Source organism: Phenylobacterium sp. VNQ135 (assembly GCF_049445735.1).
Taxonomy (GTDB): Bacteria; Pseudomonadota; Alphaproteobacteria; order Caulobacterales; family Caulobacteraceae; genus Phenylobacterium.
Genome location: NZ_JBMSDS010000003.1, coordinates 694,909 through 712,949, shown reverse-complemented (window position 1 = coordinate 712,949; position 18,041 = coordinate 694,909). Strand labels below are relative to the sequence as shown.

Below are 18,041 nucleotides of genomic sequence, written 5' to 3'. Positions count from 1 at the left end.
GTGTGCATTAAACGTTAGTAACGTCCGATACGGGGGTTGCTTGACACCTGCGACTGGGCCGGGGAGACCCTAGGGCCCTCGTGGGGGAGGGGCGGGCCGCGCTTTGACAACCGATCCGTTCGCCAGCCTCACCCAGGCCAACATCATGGCCGCCGTGCAGGAGGCCACGGCGCGACAGAGCGCGGGACGTCTGGCGGAGGCGGCCGAGCTCTGGGGCCGGATCGCGGCGGTCGCGCCGGGGAGCGCCGAGGTGCGGTTCAACCTGGGCGCCGCGCTCCTGGGCCTGGAGCGCTACGAGGAGGCCGAGCGGGCGCTGCGTGAGGCGGTCCGGCTGAAGCCGGGCATGACCGCCGCCGTGCATCGGCTGGGGAACCTTAGCCAGGCGACGGGGCGCTGGGAGGAGGCCGAGCGGCTCTACGTCGAGGCCCTGCGGCAGGACCCGCAGCTCTGGCGCGCGAAGCTTGACCTAGCCCACATCCACCTGGGCCGCGGGCACCTCACAGAGGGCTGGCCGCTGTTCGAGGCCCGGCGCGAGCTGGGCGCAGCCCACATCGACGCGCCGCCGTTCCCGCGCGAGTGGCGGGGCGAGCCGCTGGAGGGACGGTCGATCCTGGTCTGGCCCGAGCAGGGGTTCGGCGATCAGATCCAGTTCGCGCGGTTCGTGCCCGAGCTGGTCCGGGGTGGGGCGGAGGTGACCTTAGTGGCGCCGCCGGAGTTGGTGGCCCTATACCTGGGCATGGGCGTCAGGGTGGTGGAGAGGTCCCACGCCATGGCGCTGACCGAGCCCGACTACTGGACGTGGCTGCAGTCGATCCCAGGCCGGCTGGGCGTCACGCTGGAGACCCTGCCGCGACCGCCTTATCTGGCGCCCCCGCCTGACCGGCGCACGGCGTGGCGAGACTTCGCCCCTCGCGGCGGCGTGGGCGTCATGTGGCAGGGCCGCGCGACGCCCAATCCGCACCGGTCGCTGCCGTCCTTCGATATCCTGCGACCGCTGGCCGAGGCCGGCGCTGAGCTGATCGAGCTTGCGCCCCCGGCGGGCGGCGACTTCGCCGACGTGGCCGCCCAGATGCAGCGCCTGGACCTGATCGTCAGCGTCGACACCGCCGCCGCACATCTGGCCGGCGCGCTCGGCAAGTCGGTGTGGATCCTGCTGCCGTGGTTCAACACCGACTGGCGCTGGATGCAGGGCCGGGCTGATTCGCCCTGGTATCCGACCGCGCGTCTGTTCCGGCAGCGGGCGCACGGCGACTGGGCTAGCGTGGTGGCCGGCCTCGTGGCCGCGTGGCGAGACCGCTAGCTCCTGACCTTCACATAGTCGCCGGGCGCATCGCCGAGCGGCTTCAGCGGGCCATTGGCCGGATCGCGGGCAGGGACCATCGCCCCGGACTTCGCCTTCAGCCAAGCGACCCAATGCGGCCACCAGGAGCCGGCGGCCTCGCGGGCGCCGGCCTGCCACTGTTCCAGGGTGTCGGGGAGGTCGTCGCAGGTCCAGTGCTGGTACTTGTTGGCGGCCGGCGCATTGATCACGCCGGCGATATGGCCCGAGCCGGCCATGGTGAAGGTCACCGGTCCGCCGAACAGCTTCGCGCCCTTGTAGACGGACCGCGCGGGGGCGATGTGGTCCTCCTTCGAGGACTGGACATAGATCGGGATCTTCACGTCGCCGAGGTCGAGCTTGACCCCGTCGAGGACGAGCTCGCCCTTGGCCAGCGCGTTGTCGCCGTAGAAGCGGCGGAGATAGAAGAGGTGCAGAGTCTTCGGCATCCGCGTCTGGTCGGAGTTCCAGAAGAGCAGGTCGAACGGCTTGGGCTCGCGGCCGAGCAGGTAGTTGTTGACGAAGAACGACCAGATCAGGTCGTTGGCCCGGAGCGCGTTGAAGGTGTCGGCCATGGCTTGGCCCGACAGGACCCCGCCGCCTTCGTCCATCTTCTGCTCGAGCGTCTTCAGCCACTCCTCGTTGGTGAAGAGCAGGAGGTCGCCGGCCTCGGAGAAGTCCTGCTGGGCGGCGAAGAAGGTGGCCGCGCCGATCGGCTGGACGCCCTTGGCCGCCATGTGGGCGAGGGCGGCCGACAGCAGGGTGCCGCCGATGCAGTAGCCGACGGCGTTCACGTGGGAGACGCCGCACTGCTCCATGGCGGCGGCGGTCCCTTCGTAGATGCCCTGCCGCATGTAGTCCTCGAACGTCTTGGTCGAGAGCTCGGGCGTGGGGTTCACCCACGAGGCGACGAAGACGGTGATCCCCTGGTCCGCGAGCCAGCGGATCATCGAGTTCTCCGGCCGCAGGTCGAGGATGTAGAACTTGTTGATCCAGGGCGGGAAGATGACGAGCGGGATCTCGAACACCTGCTCGGTGCTGGGCGCGTACTGGATGAGCTCGATGATCTCGTTGCGGAAGACGACCTTGCCCGGCGCGGTGGCGACGTTCTCGCCGATCTTGAAGAGCTCGTAGTCGGTCTGGGCGATCGAGAGCTGGCCGCCGCCGCGCGCGAGGTCGGCCGCGAAGTTCTCCATGCCCTTGACCAGGCTTTCGCCGCCGGTCGTCATCACCTCCTTCAGCGCCGCCGGATTGGAGGCCAGGAAGTTCGACGGCGAAAAGGCGTCCGTCAGCATCTTCATGAAGAACTCGACCCGGCGCTTCTCCATCGGATCCACGCCATCGACCTCGGCGACCAGCCCGTTCAGCCAGTTGGAGGTCAGCAGGTAGGACTGCTTGATGACGTCGAACACGGGGTTCTCGGTCCAGTCCGGGTCGGTGAAGCGCTTGTCGCCGCGGCCGGGCTGAACGACGGGCTCGACCGGCTCGCCGGCGACGCGGCGCGCAGCGGACTGCCAGAGCTCCAGATAGCGGCTGAAGAGATCGGCCTGGGCCCGCATCAGCCGATCCGGCTGGGCCGCGAGGCGCCCCATCACCTGGGTCAGCGCCGGCGTGACGTGGAAGGGGTCGGGCGACAGGGCCGCCGGGCGGTCGGCCTGGCGCAGCGCCATCTCGGCGATGGCGCCCTGGGCGGCCAGCGCCGCTCGCGCCAGGTTCCCGGAGAGCTTTTCGATCTGCGCCCGCTGTTCCTCGGTGAAGTGAGCCGGATCGAAGGGGAGGGAATCGGCGGCCGGGCCGGCATCGGCCGTCGGCGGCGGGGCCAGCGGCTCCTCGGGCAGCGGAGGCTTCTTGATCTTGCCCTTGCCTTTGACCGTGGTCTCTTCACTCATGGGCCGCATCTCCCTGGCGGAGGAAAGTCTCTCATGGACTTCCGCCCCGGACGATCATCGCATAAGAGCGTGACTTAGATGAATGCGCCGCGCCCGCTTTTCGTGAACGTCCGCCAAGCCGCCGGGCTCCTGAGCCTGTGCGCGGCCGGGGCGATGCTCTCCGCGTGCATGGCCAATCCCTTCGTCGACGCCAAGGTGGATCCGAACTCGCCGGTGGCGGGCGAGGTGGCCAAGGTGGCGAACGCCCGGCAGGGATACCCCAGCTTCCGGGACATTCCCGCCACGCCCAACGACCTGCGCCCGGTCGGCCTCTATGGCCGCGAGGCGGAAGCCGTGAAGCTGGCTGGCGCCGAGCTGATCCGTGCGACCGAGCCCGGCACCTGGACGCTGCAGAACAGCGAGTCCTTCGCCGACAAGGCGCGGCGCGACGCCGGGCCGGAACTGCCGCCGGCGAATGCGCAAGATTCGGACGCGTTTGCTCGCGAGCTTCGGGAACGAGCTACCCCGCCTCCGCCGCGCTAGGGCGTCGCGGAGGCATAAAATTCCCGCAACCCGGCTTGGCGGACTCCGGCCCGGAGTCTATCGATGCCGTACCCAGCTCCTCCCGAGCCGCACGGGCTAGTGCGGCCAAGAGCCTCCGAACATGACGCCTGAATTCCATCGCATCCGACGCCTGCCTCCCTACGTCTTCGAGGAGGTCAACAAGATCAAGGGCCGCCTGCGCGGCCAGGGCGTCGACATCATCGACTTCGGCATGGGCAATCCCGACATGCCGACGCCCAAGCACATCGTCGACAAGCTGATCGAAACCGCCCGCGACCCGAAGGCCGGCCGCTATTCCGCCTCCAAGGGGATTTCCGGCCTGCGCAAGGCCATGGCCGGCTACTACGGCAAGCGGTTCGGCGTGAAGCTGAACCCCGACACCGAGGTGATCGCCACGCTGGGGTCGAAGGAAGGCTTCGCCAACCTCGCCCAGGCCCTGACGGCCCCGGGGGACGTGATCATCTGCCCGAACCCGGCCTATCCGATCCACGCCTACGGCTTCATCATGGCCGGCGGCGTCATCCGCCACGTGCCGGCTCCGTCGCCGGAAGAATACCTCTCGGGCATCAGCCGGGCGATGAAGCACTCGGCGCCGCCGCCCAGCGTGCTGATCGTCAGCTATCCGTCGAACCCGACGGCGCAGTGGGTGGACCTCGACTTCTATAGGGAGGTCATCGCGCTGGCGAAGAAGCACGAGCTGCTCGTGCTGTCGGACATCGCCTATTCCGAGATCTACTTCGACAACAACCCGCCGCCGTCGATCCTGCAGGTGGACGGGGCGAAGGACATCGCCGTCGAGGTCAATTCGTTGTCGAAGACCTACGCCATGGCCGGCTGGCGGGTCGGCATGGTGGTCGGCAACGAGCGGATGTGCGCGGCGCTGGCGCGGGTGAAGTCGTACCTCGACTACGGCGCCTATACGCCGATCCAGGTCGCGGCCGCCGCAGCCCTGAACGGACCGCAGGACTGCGCCGACGAGATTCGGGCGATCTACAAAAGCCGCCGCGACACCCTGATCGACGCCATGAAGCGCGCCGGCTGGGACATTCCCGCCCCGCCGGCCTCGATGTTCGCGTGGGCGCCGCTGCCCGAACAGTACAAGGAGGCCGGCTCCATGCTGTTCTCCAAGCTGCTGGTGGAGGAGGCGGGCGTCGCCGTGGCGCCGGGCATCGCCTTCGGCGAGTACGGCGAGGGTTATGTGCGGATCGGCCTCGTGGAGAACGAGCAGCGCATCCGTCAGGCCGCTCGCAACGTGAAGAAGTTCCTGTCGAACGCCGACGAGATCCTGGGACGGGCGCACAACGCGCTCGCAGCGCAATAGATGACGAAAACCTGGCGTATCGGCGTCGCGGGCCTGGGTACGGTCGGCGCCGGCCTGCTGAAGTTCCTGGACGAGCGGCCGGGCTTCGCCCCCGCCGGCGGGCGGGCCGTGGTCAGCGGCGTGTCCGCGCGCTCGCGCTCGCGGCCCAGGCCGTTCGACATCTCCAGCCTGGCGTGGTTCGACGATCCGGTGGCCCTGGCCCAGTCGGACGAGACCGACGTCTTCGTCGAACTGATCGGCGGCTCGGATGGCCCAGCCAAGGCGGCCGTCGAAGCGGCGCTGAATGCCGGCAAGCCGGTCGTGACGGCCAACAAGGCGCTGATCGCCGAGCACGGGGCGGAACTCGCCGCGCTGGCCGAGGCCAAGGGTGCGCCGCTCCTGTTCGAGGCCGCGGTCATGGGCGGCACGCCGGCCGTGAAGATGATCCGCGAGGCCCTGGTCGGCGACGACATCAAGTCGGTGGCCGGCATCCTCAACGGCACCTGCAACTACATCCTGACCGAGATGGAGGCGACCGGCCGCTCGTTCGCCGAGGTCCTGGCGGAGGCCCAGCGGCTGGGCTACGCCGAGGTCGATCCGACCATGGACGTCGGCGGGTTCGACGCCGCCCACAAGATCAGCATCCTCGCCGCCCTGGCCTTCGGCTGCGCGCCCAACTACGCGGCCGCCGAGATCGAGGGCATCGACCAGGTCGACCTGCTGGACATCCACATGGCCCGCGACCTGGGCTACCGGATTAAGCTGGTGGCCTCGGCCGACCGTTCTGCGGATGGCGTGCTCGTGCGGGTGCATCCGTCGCTCGCGCCGCTCAACCATCCGCTCGCCCAGGCGGGCGGAGCGCTCAACGCGCTGTTCATCGAGGGCGCGCGCGTGGGGCGGATCTTCGTCCAGGGCGCGGGCGCCGGGGCCGGTCCGACCGCCGCGGCGGTGGCCGCCGACATCGCCGACGTGATGGCCGGCGCGGTCCGGCCGGTCTTCCAGGCGCCGGCTGGCACCCTCAGGCCGTTCGAGCCGGTGGATCCGTCGAAGAGCCTCAGCCGCGCCTATCTGCGCTTCCTGGTGAAGGACGAACCGGGGGTGATCGCGGCTGTGTCCGAAACCCTGGCGGAGGCGGGGGTTTCGATCGAGAGCTTCCTGCAGAAGCCGGTGGAGAACGCCAGCGGCGTTCCGATCGTGCTGACGACCCACGCCGTCGCCGAATCCGTGCTCACCGCCGCCATCGGACGCATCGCCGAGCTTCCGGCGGTGATCGAGACGCCGAGAATGTTGCGTATCGCCCGCATCTGAGGCTGACGGCGCGGCCGCCTTCCGCTAAGCCGCTTCGCCAAGAGGCTGGAGACGCTACGGAATGAGTTCTGAAGGGCTGGACCGCGGGCTGGTGCTGGACGCCGCGCGGGTGACCGAGATCGCGGCCATCGCGGCGTGGAAGCTGGTGGGCCGCGGCGACGAGAAGGCCGCCGACCAGGCCGCCGTGGACGCCATGCGCACGGCGCTGAACGACCTCGACATCGACGGCGAGATCGTGATCGGCGAGGGGGAGCGCGACGAGGCGCCGATGCTCTACATCGGCGAGAAGGTCGGCAAGGGCAAAGGCGCGAAGATCGACATCGCGCTCGACCCGCTGGAAGGCACGACGCTGACGGCGAAGGCCATGGCCAACGCCTGCGCGGTGATGGCCTGGGCGCCGAAGGGCACGCTGCTGAACGCGCCCGACACCTATATGGACAAGATCGCCTGCGGCCCCGGCTATCCGGCCGGCGTCATCGACCTCGACAGGACCCCGGCCGAGAACGTGCAGGCGCTCGCCAAGGCGAAGGGCGTCAGCCCCGAAGAGATCACCGTCTGCGTCCTGGACCGTCCGCGTCACGCCGACATCATCGCCTCGGTGCGCTCGGTCGGCGCGCGGGTGCACCTGATCACCGACGGCGACGTGGCCGGCGTGATCAACACCACGGACCCCGAGACCGGCATCGACCTCTATGTGGGGCAGGGCGGGGCGCCTGAAGGCGTGCTGGCCTGCGCGGCGCTGAAGTGCGTCGGCGGCCAGTTCCAGGGCCGGCTCGTCTTCCGCAACGCCGATGAGCGGGCGCGCGCGGCGCGCGTGGGGATCACCGACCTCGACAAAAAGTACGACCTGCACGAGATGGTGCGCGCCGACGCGATCTTCGCGGCCACGGGCGTGACCAAGGGCGCGCTGCTGGACGGCGTGCGTTTCGCGGGCGGCCATGTCCACACCCACACCCTGGTGATGGACAGTGCTTCGCAGACGGTGCGCGACGTGCGGATGAAGCGCCCGGTCTGAGGCGTCTGATCCTGACGTAAGCGCCTGCGACCCTGCCGCGGCTGGCGACTCAGCCGCCGGCGGCGGATAGTGCTAGCATGGCGGACGGCGGCGGACAGTTGGGCTATCTCGGGGTTTCCCGCTCGCTGTCCGGCCGCGCCTGGCGCGAGCGGCCGGCCTGTGCCGACCTGACCCGTCGCCATCAGCTCTCCCTGGGCCTTTCGGAGCCGCTGGCGCGGGCTCTCGCGTCGCGCGGCATCGCGGACGGCCAGGGCGGCGATTACCTCAACCCGACCCTCAAGGCGCTCTTTCCCGACCCGTCGGCCTTCGCCGACATGGACCGCGCCGCCGAGATCCTGGTGAGCGCGCTCGAGGCGAAGCGCCGGATCGTGGTGTTCGCCGACTATGACGTGGACGGCGCCTCCTCGGCGGCGCTGCTGGTGCGCTGGTACCGGGCCATGGGCCACGAGATCGCCATCTATGTCCCCGACCGCATCACCGAGGGCTATGGCCCGTCTCCGGCGGCGTTCCGGCGGCTGAAGGCCGAGGGGGCCGAGCTGGTCGTCACCGTCGACTGCGGAGCCGCAGCGCACGACGCGCTGGCCTGCGCCACGGAGATCGGCCTGCCCGTCGTGGTGATCGACCACCACCTGATGCGCCCCGGCGAGGCGCCGAAGGTCGAAGCCCTCGTCAATCCGAACCGGCCCGACTGCGGCTCGGGGCAGGGGCACTTGGCGGCGGCGGGTGTCACCTTCGTGCTGCTGGCTGCGCTCAACCGGGAAACGCGCCGGCGTGGACTGGGGCAGGAGCCGGACCTGCGGGCGTGGCTCGACCTCGCCGCCATGGGCGCGATCTGCGACGTGACGCGGCTGACCGGCTTCAACCGCGCGCTGACGGCCCAGGGGCTGAGGGTGATGTCCGGCTGGAAGAACCCCGGCCTGCAGGCGCTGCGGGACGTCTCCAAGGCCACGGGCGCGGCGTCGGCCTTCCACGTGGGCTTCCTGCTGGGGCCCAGGATCAACGCCGGCGGGCGCATCGGGCGCTCCGACCTCGGCGCCCGCCTTCTGTCGACGGACAATATCGACGAGGCCGCGGCGCTGGCCGCCGAGTTGGACGGTCTGAACGCGTCGCGCAAGCAGGTGGAGGCCGAGGTCCTCGAGGCCGCCGTGAGCTGGATCGAGAGCCAGAGCAACGAGGCCGACGCGCCGTGCCTAGTGGTGGCGCAGGACGACTGGCACCCCGGCGTCATCGGCATCGTCGCCGGTCGTCTACGCGAGCGCTATCGCAAGCCCTGCATCGTGATCGGCGTCGACCGGGCGGCCAATGTCGGCAAGGGTTCTGGACGTTCACAGCCGGGGGTGAACCTCGGCCAGGCGGTGCAGGCGGCTTATGAAGAGGGCCTGCTGCTGGCCGGGGGTGGACACGCCATGGCGGCCGGGCTGTCGGTGCGGCCCGAGGCGATTCCCGAACTGCGCGCCTTCCTCTGCGAACGGCTGGCGGACGAACAAGCGGTGGCCGCCGCGGAGGACGGGCTGGAGATCGACGCCCTGGTGACGGCTCGCGGCTGCGACCGCGCGCTATGGACCGAGTTCCAGCGGCTCGCGCCGTTCGGGCCGGGCAACCCGGAGCCGACGTTCGCCGCCGCCGACGTGCGTATCGAGCGGCCGATGGCGCTGAAAGGCGGGCATGTCCGCTGCACCCTGACCGACGGATCGGGCGGCAAGCTGAAGGCCGTGGCCTGGCGGATGGCCGACACCGAGGCCGGCAAGCGCCTGCTGCAAGAGGGCGGGGCGGTCCATGTCGCCGGGCGGCTAAAGCCCGACGACTGGCAGGGCCGCGAGAGCGTCGAACTCGAGATCGAGGACGTCGCCGATCCGCGCCGCACATAAGTGTGTTTCGGCCGCTTGCGCCCCAAAACGAAGGCCGCTATAGAGCCGCCTCTCGCGACCGCGGTCCCTTCGTCTATCGGTTAGGACGCCAGGTTTTCAACCTGGAGAGAGGGGTTCGACTCCCCTAGGGACTGCCACGCGATCTCCTCCAAAACGAGCAGAGACAAGGGCTAAGCCCTTCGCGGTCGCGCGATTCACCATTGACGCCCACGCTGTTACGAGAACAGTGTTATAGTCGGCCCGTCCAAATATATCGGGGAGATGGGGCCGAGGGGCGGATGACTGGTTTGGAATTCGAGCAGGTGGACGCGCTCGCGCCAGTGCGGATCACCGGCCGCGTCAAATGGTTCGACGCAGGGAAGGGCTACGGCTTCATCGTTCCCGACGATCCGGGTCAGACAGACCTGAAGGACGTCTTGCTGCACGTGACCAGCCTGCGCAGCTCGGGCCGTGAGCACTGCCTGGAAGGCTCCATGATCACCTGCGACGTCGTCCGCCGGCCGAAGGGCTGGCAGGTGGCGGAGGTGCTGTCGCTGGACGAGAGCACCGCAACGCCTGAGCGGCCGCGCACCGAAGGCTCGAGCCGGCGAGGCGACGGTGTCGGCCTCGCTGGGACGCGATCCGTGCGCCGGGCGCTGGAGGCGACCGGCCCGCTCGAGCATGCCAAGGTGAAGTGGTTCAACCGCGCCAAAGGGTATGGCTTCGTCGTGCGTGACAGCCAGCCCGGCGACATCTTCGTGCACATCGAGACGCTGCGTCGCTCGGGCATGGAGGACCTCCAGCCGGGCGAAAACGTGATGGTGCGGTTCGCCGAGGGCCCCAAGGGTCTTGTTGTGGCCGAGATCGAAGCGTCTAGTCTGGCCTGACGACCGCTTCGGAGCTTTTCCTTTGAGTCGAGGAACGATCGGCCGGCGCTTTCTGCTGGCCGCTGCAATCGCATTATCGGCCAGCGGCGCGGCGCATGCCCAGCTGCCGCGCCAGAACCCCGCGAACTGCAAGGGGCAGCCCGAACTCAAGCCGCTGCAGCCGCTGACGGTGACGACGCCCAAGGGCGCGTTCAAGTTTTCGGTGGAGCTCGCCGACAGCCCGAGGGAGCGCGAGTACGGCCTGATGTGCCGCAAGGCGCTCGCGGCCGACCGCGGCATGCTGTTCGCCTTCGCACGGGCCGATTACCAGGCGTTCTGGATGCGGAACACCCTGATCCCGCTGGACATCATCTACATCGGCTCCGACGGGCGGGTCGTCTCGGTGGTGCGGAACGCCCAGCCGCTGAACGAGGCGCCGTTGCCGTCGGCTGCGCCCGCGCAGTTCGTGCTGGAGCTGGCCGCAGGCCGGGCGGCGCAGATCGGCCTGCTGCCTGGAGACCGGGTGCAGCATCGGGTCATCGCCGGTGGATGACCAGATTCCGGAGCCGCCCGAGGGCTTCGTCGCCTCCGAGCTGCGCGGCCCCTTCTCGACGCATAACGGCCCCTATTTCCATCGGGTCGGCGGCGACCCTGACACGGTCGGCCAGGCGTTCTACGCCCTGCCGAGGCACGCCAACGGTCTGGGCCTCGTCCACGGCGGCATGCTGAGCGCCTTCATGGACGGCCTGCTGGCGATGGCGGTGGGGCGGGGCACCCGGCAGGTGGCGATGACGATCCACCTCTCGACCGACTTCCTGCACATGGCAAGGCTGGGCGAATGGGTGGTGGGCGAGGCGCGGATGACACGCGCCACCAAGGACATCGGCTTCGCCGAAGGCGTGGCGCGCTCGCGCGGCGTCGACGTGGTCCGGGCGTCGGGCGTGTTCAAGCTGATGGCCAGACGCGGCTGAGATCGCCTTGGCGTTTGCGGAAATTCCGAAACGCCCATATTGCAGGGCCTCCGACGCCTCCGGGGCGTAGCGCAGCCTGGTAGCGCATCTGCTTTGGGAGCAGAGGGTCGCAGGTTCAAATCCTGCCGCCCCGACCAGCGTCGGGACGAAGTTAGAGGATCTGGGATCAGACGCATGCTCGCGCGCATCTTCCGCCCGTCCAAGACCGCCATGCAGTCGGGGCGCGCCAAGACCACGGATTGGGTGCTCGAGTTCGAGCCCAAGGCCGCGCGCCGGCCCGACCCGCTGATGGGCTGGACCCAGACCTCGGATACCGAGAGCAGCCAGGTCCGGCTGACCTTCGACACCAAGGACGACGCCGTGCGCTATGCCGAGCAGCACGGGATCGCCTTCCAGCTCGTCGACCCCAAGCCCGCCAAGCGGATCATCAAGGCCTACGCCGACAACTTCGCCTTCGGGCGGAAAATCCCCTGGACCCACTGATCGCTGGGTCGAGTGAGCGCCCGTAGCTCAGCTGGATAGAGCACGTGCCTTCTAAGCATGTGGTCGCAGGTTCGAATCCTGCCGGGCGCGCCACCCTCTAGCGAAGCCAGCTCACCACCAGGAACGAGGCGGGGACGAAGGTCGCGAGCGCCGTCCCGCCGTCCCGGCCGCCGCCTTTGGTCTCGCGGGGGGCTTTTGGGCTCGACAGGTCATAGCTTCCCCGCGGGCGGCATGGACGCCAGCCGGGGAAGAACCGTCCCAGGCGAATTGGGTTCAACGTCGCGATGGCGTAACGAGGCGGGATCCGGAGCTTTGTCAAAGGACCCGCCATGACCCAGCCTGACGCCGATCCCGACGCCGTGACCGTGACCGAGACAGGGGTCGGCAAGTTCCAGGTGGAGGTCTTGGCCGGCGGGGCGGTGTTCCTGGCGGACGAACCGCCGGAGGTGGGCGGCCTGGGCTCGGGCCCGAACCCGTACGACCTGCTGGCCTCGGCCCTGGGCGCCTGCACGGCGATGACCTTGCGTCTCTATGCGGAGCGCAAGGGCTGGCCGCTGAGGCGCGCCACGGTGCGCGTGCTCCATTCGCGCACGCCGGCGGCCAAGGACTGTTTCGCCCGGGAGGTCACGCTGGAAGGGGCGCTGGACGACGAGCAGCGCCGCCGGCTGATGGAGATTGCCGACCGCTGCCCGGTGCACAAGACGCTCGAAGGCGGCTCCGAGATCATCACCGTCATGGCCGCACCGCCGGATCTCGCCGCGCTGGAGCGCTCGGGTCTCGGTCATATGCAGGCCATGGAAGAGGCCTGCGCCGATTGATCCCCAGGAAAATCGGCGAGGAACCTTCACCATTCGCCATGTGAGCGCCGCAGACTCACCTGCGCTTCGCTAAGGTCGGGTGAGACGAGGAAGCCTGCCATGAGCGATGCGACCTATGTGTCCTTCGTGCCGCGCGCCAAGCGGCAGAAGCTGCGCCAGGTATTGGAGGGCGAGGACACCGGCCCGATCCGCTGGAGCGAAAAGCGGGGCTGGTTCGGCAGCGAGTTCTATTTCTCCGGGCCATCCGAGCTGGCGCGCAAGACGCACGCCTACATCACCGCCTGGCTGGCGCAGGGCTAGCTGACGGCTGACGCTTGCCCCGAGGCGGGCCAGCCTCCTACAGACGGGCATGGCCTGGACCCGCCGATACGACGCGCCCGAACCGCAGCGGGTGAACAAGTGGCTCGCCCAGAGCGGCGTGTGTTCCCGGCGTGAGGCCGAGGCGCTGATCGCCGACGGGCTGGTCAGCATCGACGGCGAGACGGTGACCGACGCCGGCCGCAAGATCCTTCCCGGACAGACGCTCACCCTGGCCGATCGCGCGGCCCAGGCGCTCGCGGGCTTTACCGCGGTGCTGAACAAGCCGGTGGGCTATGTCTCGGGCCAGCCGGAGCCCGGCCACACGCCGGCGGTGCGGCTGCTGACCAGGTCGAACCTGGTCGGGACGGGCGAGGCGCCCGCGTCCAACGCCAGCCTGCCGCCCTTGGGTCGGCTCGACGAAGACAGCCGGGGCCTGCTGATCCTGTCCGACGACGGGGTGCTGGCGAAGGCGATCATCGGCCCCGAGAGCGATCTCGACAAGGAGTACGTCGTCCGGGTGGCCGGGCAGGTGGATGAGCGCAAGCTCGCCCGCCTGCGGCACGGCCTGGAGCTGGACGGCCGCAAGCTCAAGCCAGCCAAGGTGACGGTCGTCGAAGGCGCCACCCTGCGCTTCGTGCTGAAGGAGGGCCGCAAGCGGCAGATCCGGCGGATGTGCGACCTGGTCGGCCTGCGCGTGGTCGACCTGCTGCGCGTGCGAATCGGGCCGCTGAAGCTGGGAGACTTGCCGGAGGGGCGCTGGCGGCTGCTGACGGCGGACGAGCGCGAGGCGATGATCCGGGCGTCTATTCCATCCGGTCCGAAGACGGCTCCTTCGCCACCACGACGGACTTGATGTTCACGAATTCGCGGATCCCGAACCGGGTGAGTTCGCGGCCGTAGCCCGAGTGTTTCACGCCGCCGAACGGCAGGCGGACGTCCGAGCGGACGTTCTGGTTTACGAAGCTCATGCCGGCCTCCAGGGCGTCGGATGCCAGGCGTTCGCCGCGGGCGAGGTCGCCGGTCAGCACGCCGGAGCCCAGGCCGAACTCGCTGTCGTTGGCGATCCGGATGGCGTCGGCCTCGTCCTGGGCCTCGATCACGGCGGCGACCGGGCCGAAGACCTCTTCGTCGTAGGCCGCCATGCCGGGCTTCACGCCGGCGAGCACGGTGGCCGGGTACCAGGCGCCCGGCCTATCGGGGACCTCGCCGCCGGTCAGCAGGCGGGCGCCCGCCTCAACGCTGCGCCGGACCTGATCGTGGACGCCATCGCGGTCGGCGACGCGGACGAGCGGACCGAGCTTTGTGTCGTCGGCGCGCGGATCGCCCATCGCGTAGCCTTCCATCTCGCGCACCAGGGCCTGTTCGAACGCCTCGCGTACAGAGGCCAGGACGATGAACCGCTTGCCGGCGATGCAGCTCTGGCCAGCATTGACCATGCGGGCGGCGGCCGCGGTCCTGGCGGCGGCGTCGATGTCGGCGTCATCCAGGACCAGGTAGGCATCGCTGCCGCCCAGCTCGAGGACGCACTTCTTCAGCACCGCGCCGGTCTGGGCGGCGACCTTGCGGCCGGCCTCGACGCTGCCGGTCAGGCTGACGGCGGCGATAGAGGGGTCCTCGATCAGCGCCTGGACGCCGGACGCGGGGACCAGCACCGTGCGGAAGACGTTGGCGGGGAAGCCCGAGACCTTGAACACATCCTCGATGGCGAGCGCCGAGCCGGGAACGTTGGAGGCGTGCTTCAGGACGCCGGTGTTGCCGGCCATCAGGGCCGGGCAGGCGAAGCGGAAGACCTGCCACAACGGAAAATTCCAGGGCATCACCGCCAGCACCGTTCCGATGGGGCGATAGACGACCTTGGCGCGGTGCGCGCCGGGGAATTCCACGTCCTCGTCGGCAAGATAGGCGGCGCCGTGCTCGGCGAACCAGTCGCAGGCCGTGGCGCATTTCTCGACCTCGGCGCGGCCGTCGGCGAGGGTCTTGCCCATCTCGGCGCACATCAGCTCGGCCAGCTCGTCCTTGCGATCGCGGAGCACCTGGCCGGCGGCGCGCATCAGGCGGGCGCGCTCGGCGAAGGGCGTGGTCCGCCAGCCGTCGAAGGCGCGGCCGGCGGCGCGGGCGATTTCGAGCGCTTCGGCCGGAGTGTGCCCGTCGTAGCGTTTGCCGGGCTGTCCCGTGGCGGGATCGACGGTCTGGAAGCTGGGGCGCTCGGTCATGCGAAATCTCCGGAAACGCGGACGCACTGGACGCGGCGGGCGGCGTCGAGCTCGAAGACGATATCGGCGCGCGACGGCAGCTCCGCCAGGAGCCAGCGGGTAAGACGCTCATACAACTGGACGAAGCGCTCGACATCCGCGTCGCTCATGCCGCGCCCGGTGCGCTCGCGAAGCTTGGCCTCCTGCTCGGCGCGCCAGCCGGCGACCACTTCGAAGCCGGGAGCCTGGAGGAAGGCGAGGAGGTCGAGGCGGCCGAACAGCGCCTGGTATGGGCCGCCGAGCTGCCGGTTCACGTAGCCGCGCCAGACGCCGTCGGGGTCCTCCTCGGCCTCCAGCGTATTGACCGGCCGCGCGAGGTCGCCGTCGGATTGAGGCAGCGCGCCGACGCACCAGCCTTCGAAGATGATGATCTCGACCGGCCCCTCGACGCTTCGCCAATCGGACTTCGGCCGCCGCTCGTCGGTCGCCTTGTCGAACGCGGGCAGGGCGACTGAGCCGGGCCGGGTGAGAGCGTCGAGCACCCCGCAGGCGACGGCCACGTCGTGAGTGCCCGGCGGGCCGCGGGTGGCGAGAAGGGGATGGACCTGGCTCGCCAGCCAGGCGCGCGCCTCGCGGCCGAGGTAGAGGTCGTCGAGCGAAAGGGCGACGGCCGAGCGGCCCTGGTCCCGCAGCAGCTTCACGGTCGCGGCGGCGATGGTCGACTTGCCCGAGCCTTGAGCGCCGCAGAGCCCGACGAGCGCTGCGCCCCGCACATCGGCCAGGCGCGACGCGCCGTCGGCGAGGGGCCGGCAGACCCGCTCCACCGTTTCGGCGAAGGCCTGCGGCAGGCGCTCCGCCGCCAGGAACGGTTCGAGCCAGTCCGGGATCGTTCGTCCGCCTCTAGTAGCCGCCGATCACCGGCAGGATCTCGCCCGTGATGTAGCTGGCCGTCTGGGGCGACGCCAGGAAGACGAAAGCCGGCGCCAGCTCCTCCGGCTGGGCCGGGCGGCCCATCGGCGTGTCCTTGCCGAATTCCGGCGTCTTGTCCGGCTTGTCGGCAGGATTGAGCGGCGTCCAGACCGGCCCCGGCGCGACGGCGTTCACGCGGACGCCCTTCTTGATCAGATTGCCCGCCAGCGAGCGGGTGAAGGCGTGGATGCCGCCCTTGGTCATCGAATAGTCGAGCAGTTCCTTCGAGCCTTCGAGGCCGGTGACCGAGCCGCAGTTCACGATGGAGCCGCCGGCCTTCAGGTGCGGGACTGCCGCCTTGGCCATGTTGAAGTAGCCGTAGAGGTTGGTCTTCAGGGTGCGGTCGAAGTGGTCGTACTCGATGTCCTCGATGGACTTCGCGTGCATCTGGAAGGCGGCGTTGTTCACCAGGATGTCGAGCTTGCCGAACGCCTCCAGGGTCTTCTGCACGGCGGCTTCGCAGTAGGCCGGATCGGCCACGTCGCCGGGGATCAGGATGGCGCGTCGTCCTTCCTTTTCAATGGCTTGCTGAGTGATCTTCGCGTCCTCATGCTCCTCGAGATAGGCGATGGCCACGTCGGCGCCCTCGCGCGCAAACAGCACGGCGACGGCGCGGCCGATGCCGCTGTCGCCGCCCGTGACGATGGCGGCCATGCCCTCCAGCTTGCCCGAGCCCTTGTAGTAGGGCGCGTCCCACATCGGCTTCAGCGACAGGTCGGTCTCGTGGCCCGGCTTTTCGAGGCTCTCGCGGGGCAGGGGCGGCACGGGGTATTCGCGGGCGCCGGTCTGGGGCGGCGCATCATCCTCGCCCTTGGGCTGGAATGACCGGGCCTCCTTGGCCTCAATCCGGTCCTGGATCTCGCGTTCGTGGTCGGCGACCTGTTCGGCGTCGCGCGCGTGCTCGTTGTTGGGCTCGCTCATGAGGTCCGTCTCCTCTGGCTGGATGGCTCGGTGCGAGCAATCCGGGAGGGCGGCCGAGGTTCCGGTCAGCCGGCGAGTTTCGCGTAGGCGTCGAGTCCGCGGCGGAGATCGGCGACCAGGTCGTCGGACGCCTCGAGGCCGATGTGGAGGCGGATCAGCGGACCGCCCAGATCGCGCCGGAAGCGGCGACTCTTGAGTTGCGGATCGCACCAGATCGCCAGGCTCTCGAAGCCGCCCCAAGAGAAGCCCAGGCCGAAGACCTCCAGAGCGTCGAGGAAGGCTTCCACCGCCGCCTGCGGCGCCGGCCGGAGCGTAAAGCCGAAGAGCCCGCAGGCGCCCTTGTAGTCGCGCGCCCACAGCTCATGACCGGGCGCGCTGGACAAGGCGGGATGGAGCACTTCGCCCACCTCGGGCTGGTCCTTCAGCCAAGCCGCCAGCTGAACGCCGGCTTGGCCCTGGGCGGCGAGGCGGGTCGGCAGGGTGCGCAGGCCGCGCAACATCAGATAGGCGTCGTCACCGGAAACCGACCAGCCCAGGTGGTGGACGCCGTCGTCGACCTTGCGCACCAGAGCAGGGTCGCGCGAGGCCGCAGACCCCATGAACACGTCCGAATGGCCGCCGACATACTTGGTGAGCGCCTGGAGCGAGAGGTCGACGCCGTGCTCCAGCGGGCGGAACAGGAGGCCCGCGGCCCAGGTGTTGTCGATGGCGGTGAGGATCCCGCGCTCGCGAGCCAGGGCGGCGATGTGCGGAACGTCCTGCATCTCGAAGGTGAGCGAGCCCGGGCTCTCCATCAGGATCAGCCGCGCCGCCCCTGACGCTTCGCCAACCAGGCGTTCAGGCTCGACGAGGGGGTCGTAGTAGCTGACGGTCACCCCGAAGCGCCCGAGCACCTCATCGCAGAACCGGCGGACGGGCTTGTAGATGCTGTCCACGACCAGCAGCTCGTCGCCGGCTTTCAGCACCGCAAGGAGCGCCCCGGAAATCGCGGACAGGCCGGAAGGATAGAGGCTGACGCCGACGGCGCCTTCCATTGCGGCGAGGGCGTCCTTCAGCGCGTCCTGGGCGGCAAGGCCGGCGCGGCCGTAGGTGACGCAGTGGTCCTCGTCATAGAGGGAGGCGGCGTCCGGCAGCAGCACCGTCGAGCCTCTCTGCACCGGCGGCCCCACCGTGCGGCTGAGCGGCCGCGCTTCGGCGCCGGCATGGATCAGGCGGGTCTGGTCGGACTGGCCGGGCGGGAGGCCGGAGGACATGCGGGGTTGCGGCCTTGGGCGACGCTGGCGAAAGTGCCTGTCGCACTT

Annotated in this window: 18 protein-coding genes and 3 tRNA genes; 16 read left to right on the top strand and 5 right to left on the bottom strand. The window is 69.6% G+C overall.

The genetic code is table 11. The features are described from left to right. Positions 1–103: 103 nt before the first annotated feature. On the top strand, positions 104–1,300 hold the full coding sequence (locus tag ACO2Q0_RS14690; RefSeq protein WP_423352245.1) for a tetratricopeptide repeat protein: 1,197 nt from the start codon (positions 104–106) through the stop codon (positions 1,298–1,300). Here the strand turns inward: ACO2Q0_RS14690 and phaC are convergent. Further along, complete coding sequence (phaC, locus tag ACO2Q0_RS14685; RefSeq protein WP_423352244.1) at positions 1,297–3,207, bottom strand: class I poly(R)-hydroxyalkanoic acid synthase; 1,911 nt, start codon at positions 3,205–3,207, stop codon at positions 1,297–1,299. The two genes, ACO2Q0_RS14690 and phaC, sit on opposite strands and share 4 nt — an antisense overlap. Positions 3,208–3,285: 78 nt before the next feature. On the opposite strand from phaC, the gene ACO2Q0_RS14680 reads away from it, so the two are divergent. From ACO2Q0_RS14680 to ACO2Q0_RS14610, 15 genes are all read left to right on the top strand, one after another. Beyond that, positions 3,286–3,729, top strand: a complete 444-nt coding sequence (locus ACO2Q0_RS14680) for a hypothetical protein (protein WP_423352243.1) — start codon at positions 3,286–3,288, stop codon at positions 3,727–3,729. Between the two features lie 121 nt (positions 3,730–3,850). After that, positions 3,851–5,071, top strand: coding sequence for an LL-diaminopimelate aminotransferase (locus ACO2Q0_RS14675; RefSeq protein ID WP_423352242.1), 1,221 nt, complete (start codon positions 3,851–3,853; stop codon positions 5,069–5,071). Further along, a complete protein-coding gene (locus tag ACO2Q0_RS14670; RefSeq protein ID WP_423352241.1) occupies positions 5,072–6,358 on the top strand; it encodes a homoserine dehydrogenase in 1,287 nt (428 codons plus the stop codon). 61 nt (positions 6,359–6,419) lie between these two features. After that, positions 6,420–7,373, top strand: a complete 954-nt coding sequence (gene glpX, locus ACO2Q0_RS14665) for a class II fructose-bisphosphatase (protein ID WP_423352240.1) — start codon at positions 6,420–6,422, stop codon at positions 7,371–7,373. Between the two features lie 77 nt (positions 7,374–7,450). Continuing rightward, positions 7,451–9,241, top strand: coding sequence for a single-stranded-DNA-specific exonuclease RecJ (gene recJ / locus ACO2Q0_RS14660; RefSeq protein ID WP_423352239.1), 1,791 nt, complete (start codon positions 7,451–7,453; stop codon positions 9,239–9,241). Between the two features lie 62 nt (positions 9,242–9,303). Continuing rightward, a tRNA-Glu gene (locus ACO2Q0_RS14655) sits at positions 9,304–9,378 on the top strand. A 141-nt stretch (positions 9,379–9,519) separates the two neighbouring features. Next, positions 9,520–10,107: a cold-shock protein gene (locus tag ACO2Q0_RS14650; RefSeq protein ID WP_423352238.1), complete on the top strand. Its 588-nt coding sequence runs from the start codon at positions 9,520–9,522 to the stop codon at positions 10,105–10,107. A 22-nt stretch (positions 10,108–10,129) separates the two neighbouring features. Then, a complete protein-coding gene (locus tag ACO2Q0_RS14645) occupies positions 10,130–10,639 on the top strand; it encodes a DUF192 domain-containing protein (protein WP_423352237.1) in 510 nt (169 codons plus the stop codon). Continuing rightward, on the top strand, positions 10,632–11,057 hold the full coding sequence (locus tag ACO2Q0_RS14640; RefSeq protein WP_423352236.1) for a PaaI family thioesterase: 426 nt from the start codon (positions 10,632–10,634) through the stop codon (positions 11,055–11,057). The genes ACO2Q0_RS14645 and ACO2Q0_RS14640 overlap by 8 nt, the downstream gene beginning before the upstream one ends. 60 nt (positions 11,058–11,117) lie before the next feature. Then, a tRNA-Pro gene (locus ACO2Q0_RS14635) sits at positions 11,118–11,194 on the top strand. A 37-nt stretch (positions 11,195–11,231) separates the two neighbouring features. Continuing rightward, positions 11,232–11,540 (top strand): ETC complex I subunit, encoded by a 309-nt coding sequence (locus tag ACO2Q0_RS14630; RefSeq protein ID WP_423352235.1) that lies wholly within the window; start codon positions 11,232–11,234, stop codon positions 11,538–11,540. 16 nt (positions 11,541–11,556) lie between these two features. Then, positions 11,557–11,633: transfer RNA gene (locus ACO2Q0_RS14625), tRNA-Arg, on the top strand. Positions 11,634–11,869: 236 nt separating this feature from the next. Beyond that, positions 11,870–12,358, top strand: a complete 489-nt coding sequence (locus ACO2Q0_RS14620) for an OsmC family protein (protein WP_423352234.1) — start codon at positions 11,870–11,872, stop codon at positions 12,356–12,358. Between the two features lie 99 nt (positions 12,359–12,457). Then, positions 12,458–12,658, top strand: a complete 201-nt coding sequence (locus tag ACO2Q0_RS14615) for a hypothetical protein (protein WP_257838335.1) — start codon at positions 12,458–12,460, stop codon at positions 12,656–12,658. A 49-nt stretch (positions 12,659–12,707) separates the two neighbouring features. Beyond that, entirely contained in the window at positions 12,708–13,511 is an 804-nt protein-coding gene (locus ACO2Q0_RS14610) for a pseudouridine synthase (protein WP_423352233.1), read from the top strand. Here ACO2Q0_RS14610 and ACO2Q0_RS14605 read toward each other — a convergent pair. From ACO2Q0_RS14605 to metC, 4 genes are all read right to left on the bottom strand, one after another. Then, positions 13,462–14,871 carry an NAD-dependent succinate-semialdehyde dehydrogenase gene (locus ACO2Q0_RS14605; RefSeq protein ID WP_423352232.1) on the bottom strand — a complete coding sequence of 470 codons (1,410 nt, stop codon included), beginning with the start codon at positions 14,869–14,871 and terminating at the stop codon, positions 13,462–13,464. The two genes, ACO2Q0_RS14610 and ACO2Q0_RS14605, sit on opposite strands and share 50 nt — an antisense overlap. Continuing rightward, on the bottom strand, positions 14,868–15,674 hold the full coding sequence (locus tag ACO2Q0_RS14600) for a kinase (protein ID WP_423352231.1): 807 nt from the start codon (positions 15,672–15,674) through the stop codon (positions 14,868–14,870). The genes ACO2Q0_RS14605 and ACO2Q0_RS14600 overlap by 4 nt, the downstream gene beginning before the upstream one ends. Positions 15,675–15,750: 76 nt before the next feature. Then, positions 15,751–16,740, bottom strand: coding sequence for an SDR family oxidoreductase (locus tag ACO2Q0_RS14595; protein ID WP_423352230.1), 990 nt, complete (start codon positions 16,738–16,740; stop codon positions 15,751–15,753). Positions 16,741–16,805: 65 nt separating this feature from the next. After that, on the bottom strand, positions 16,806–17,993 hold the full coding sequence (gene metC / locus ACO2Q0_RS14590; RefSeq protein ID WP_423352229.1) for a cystathionine beta-lyase: 1,188 nt from the start codon (positions 17,991–17,993) through the stop codon (positions 16,806–16,808). Positions 17,994–18,041 lie beyond the last annotated feature (48 nt).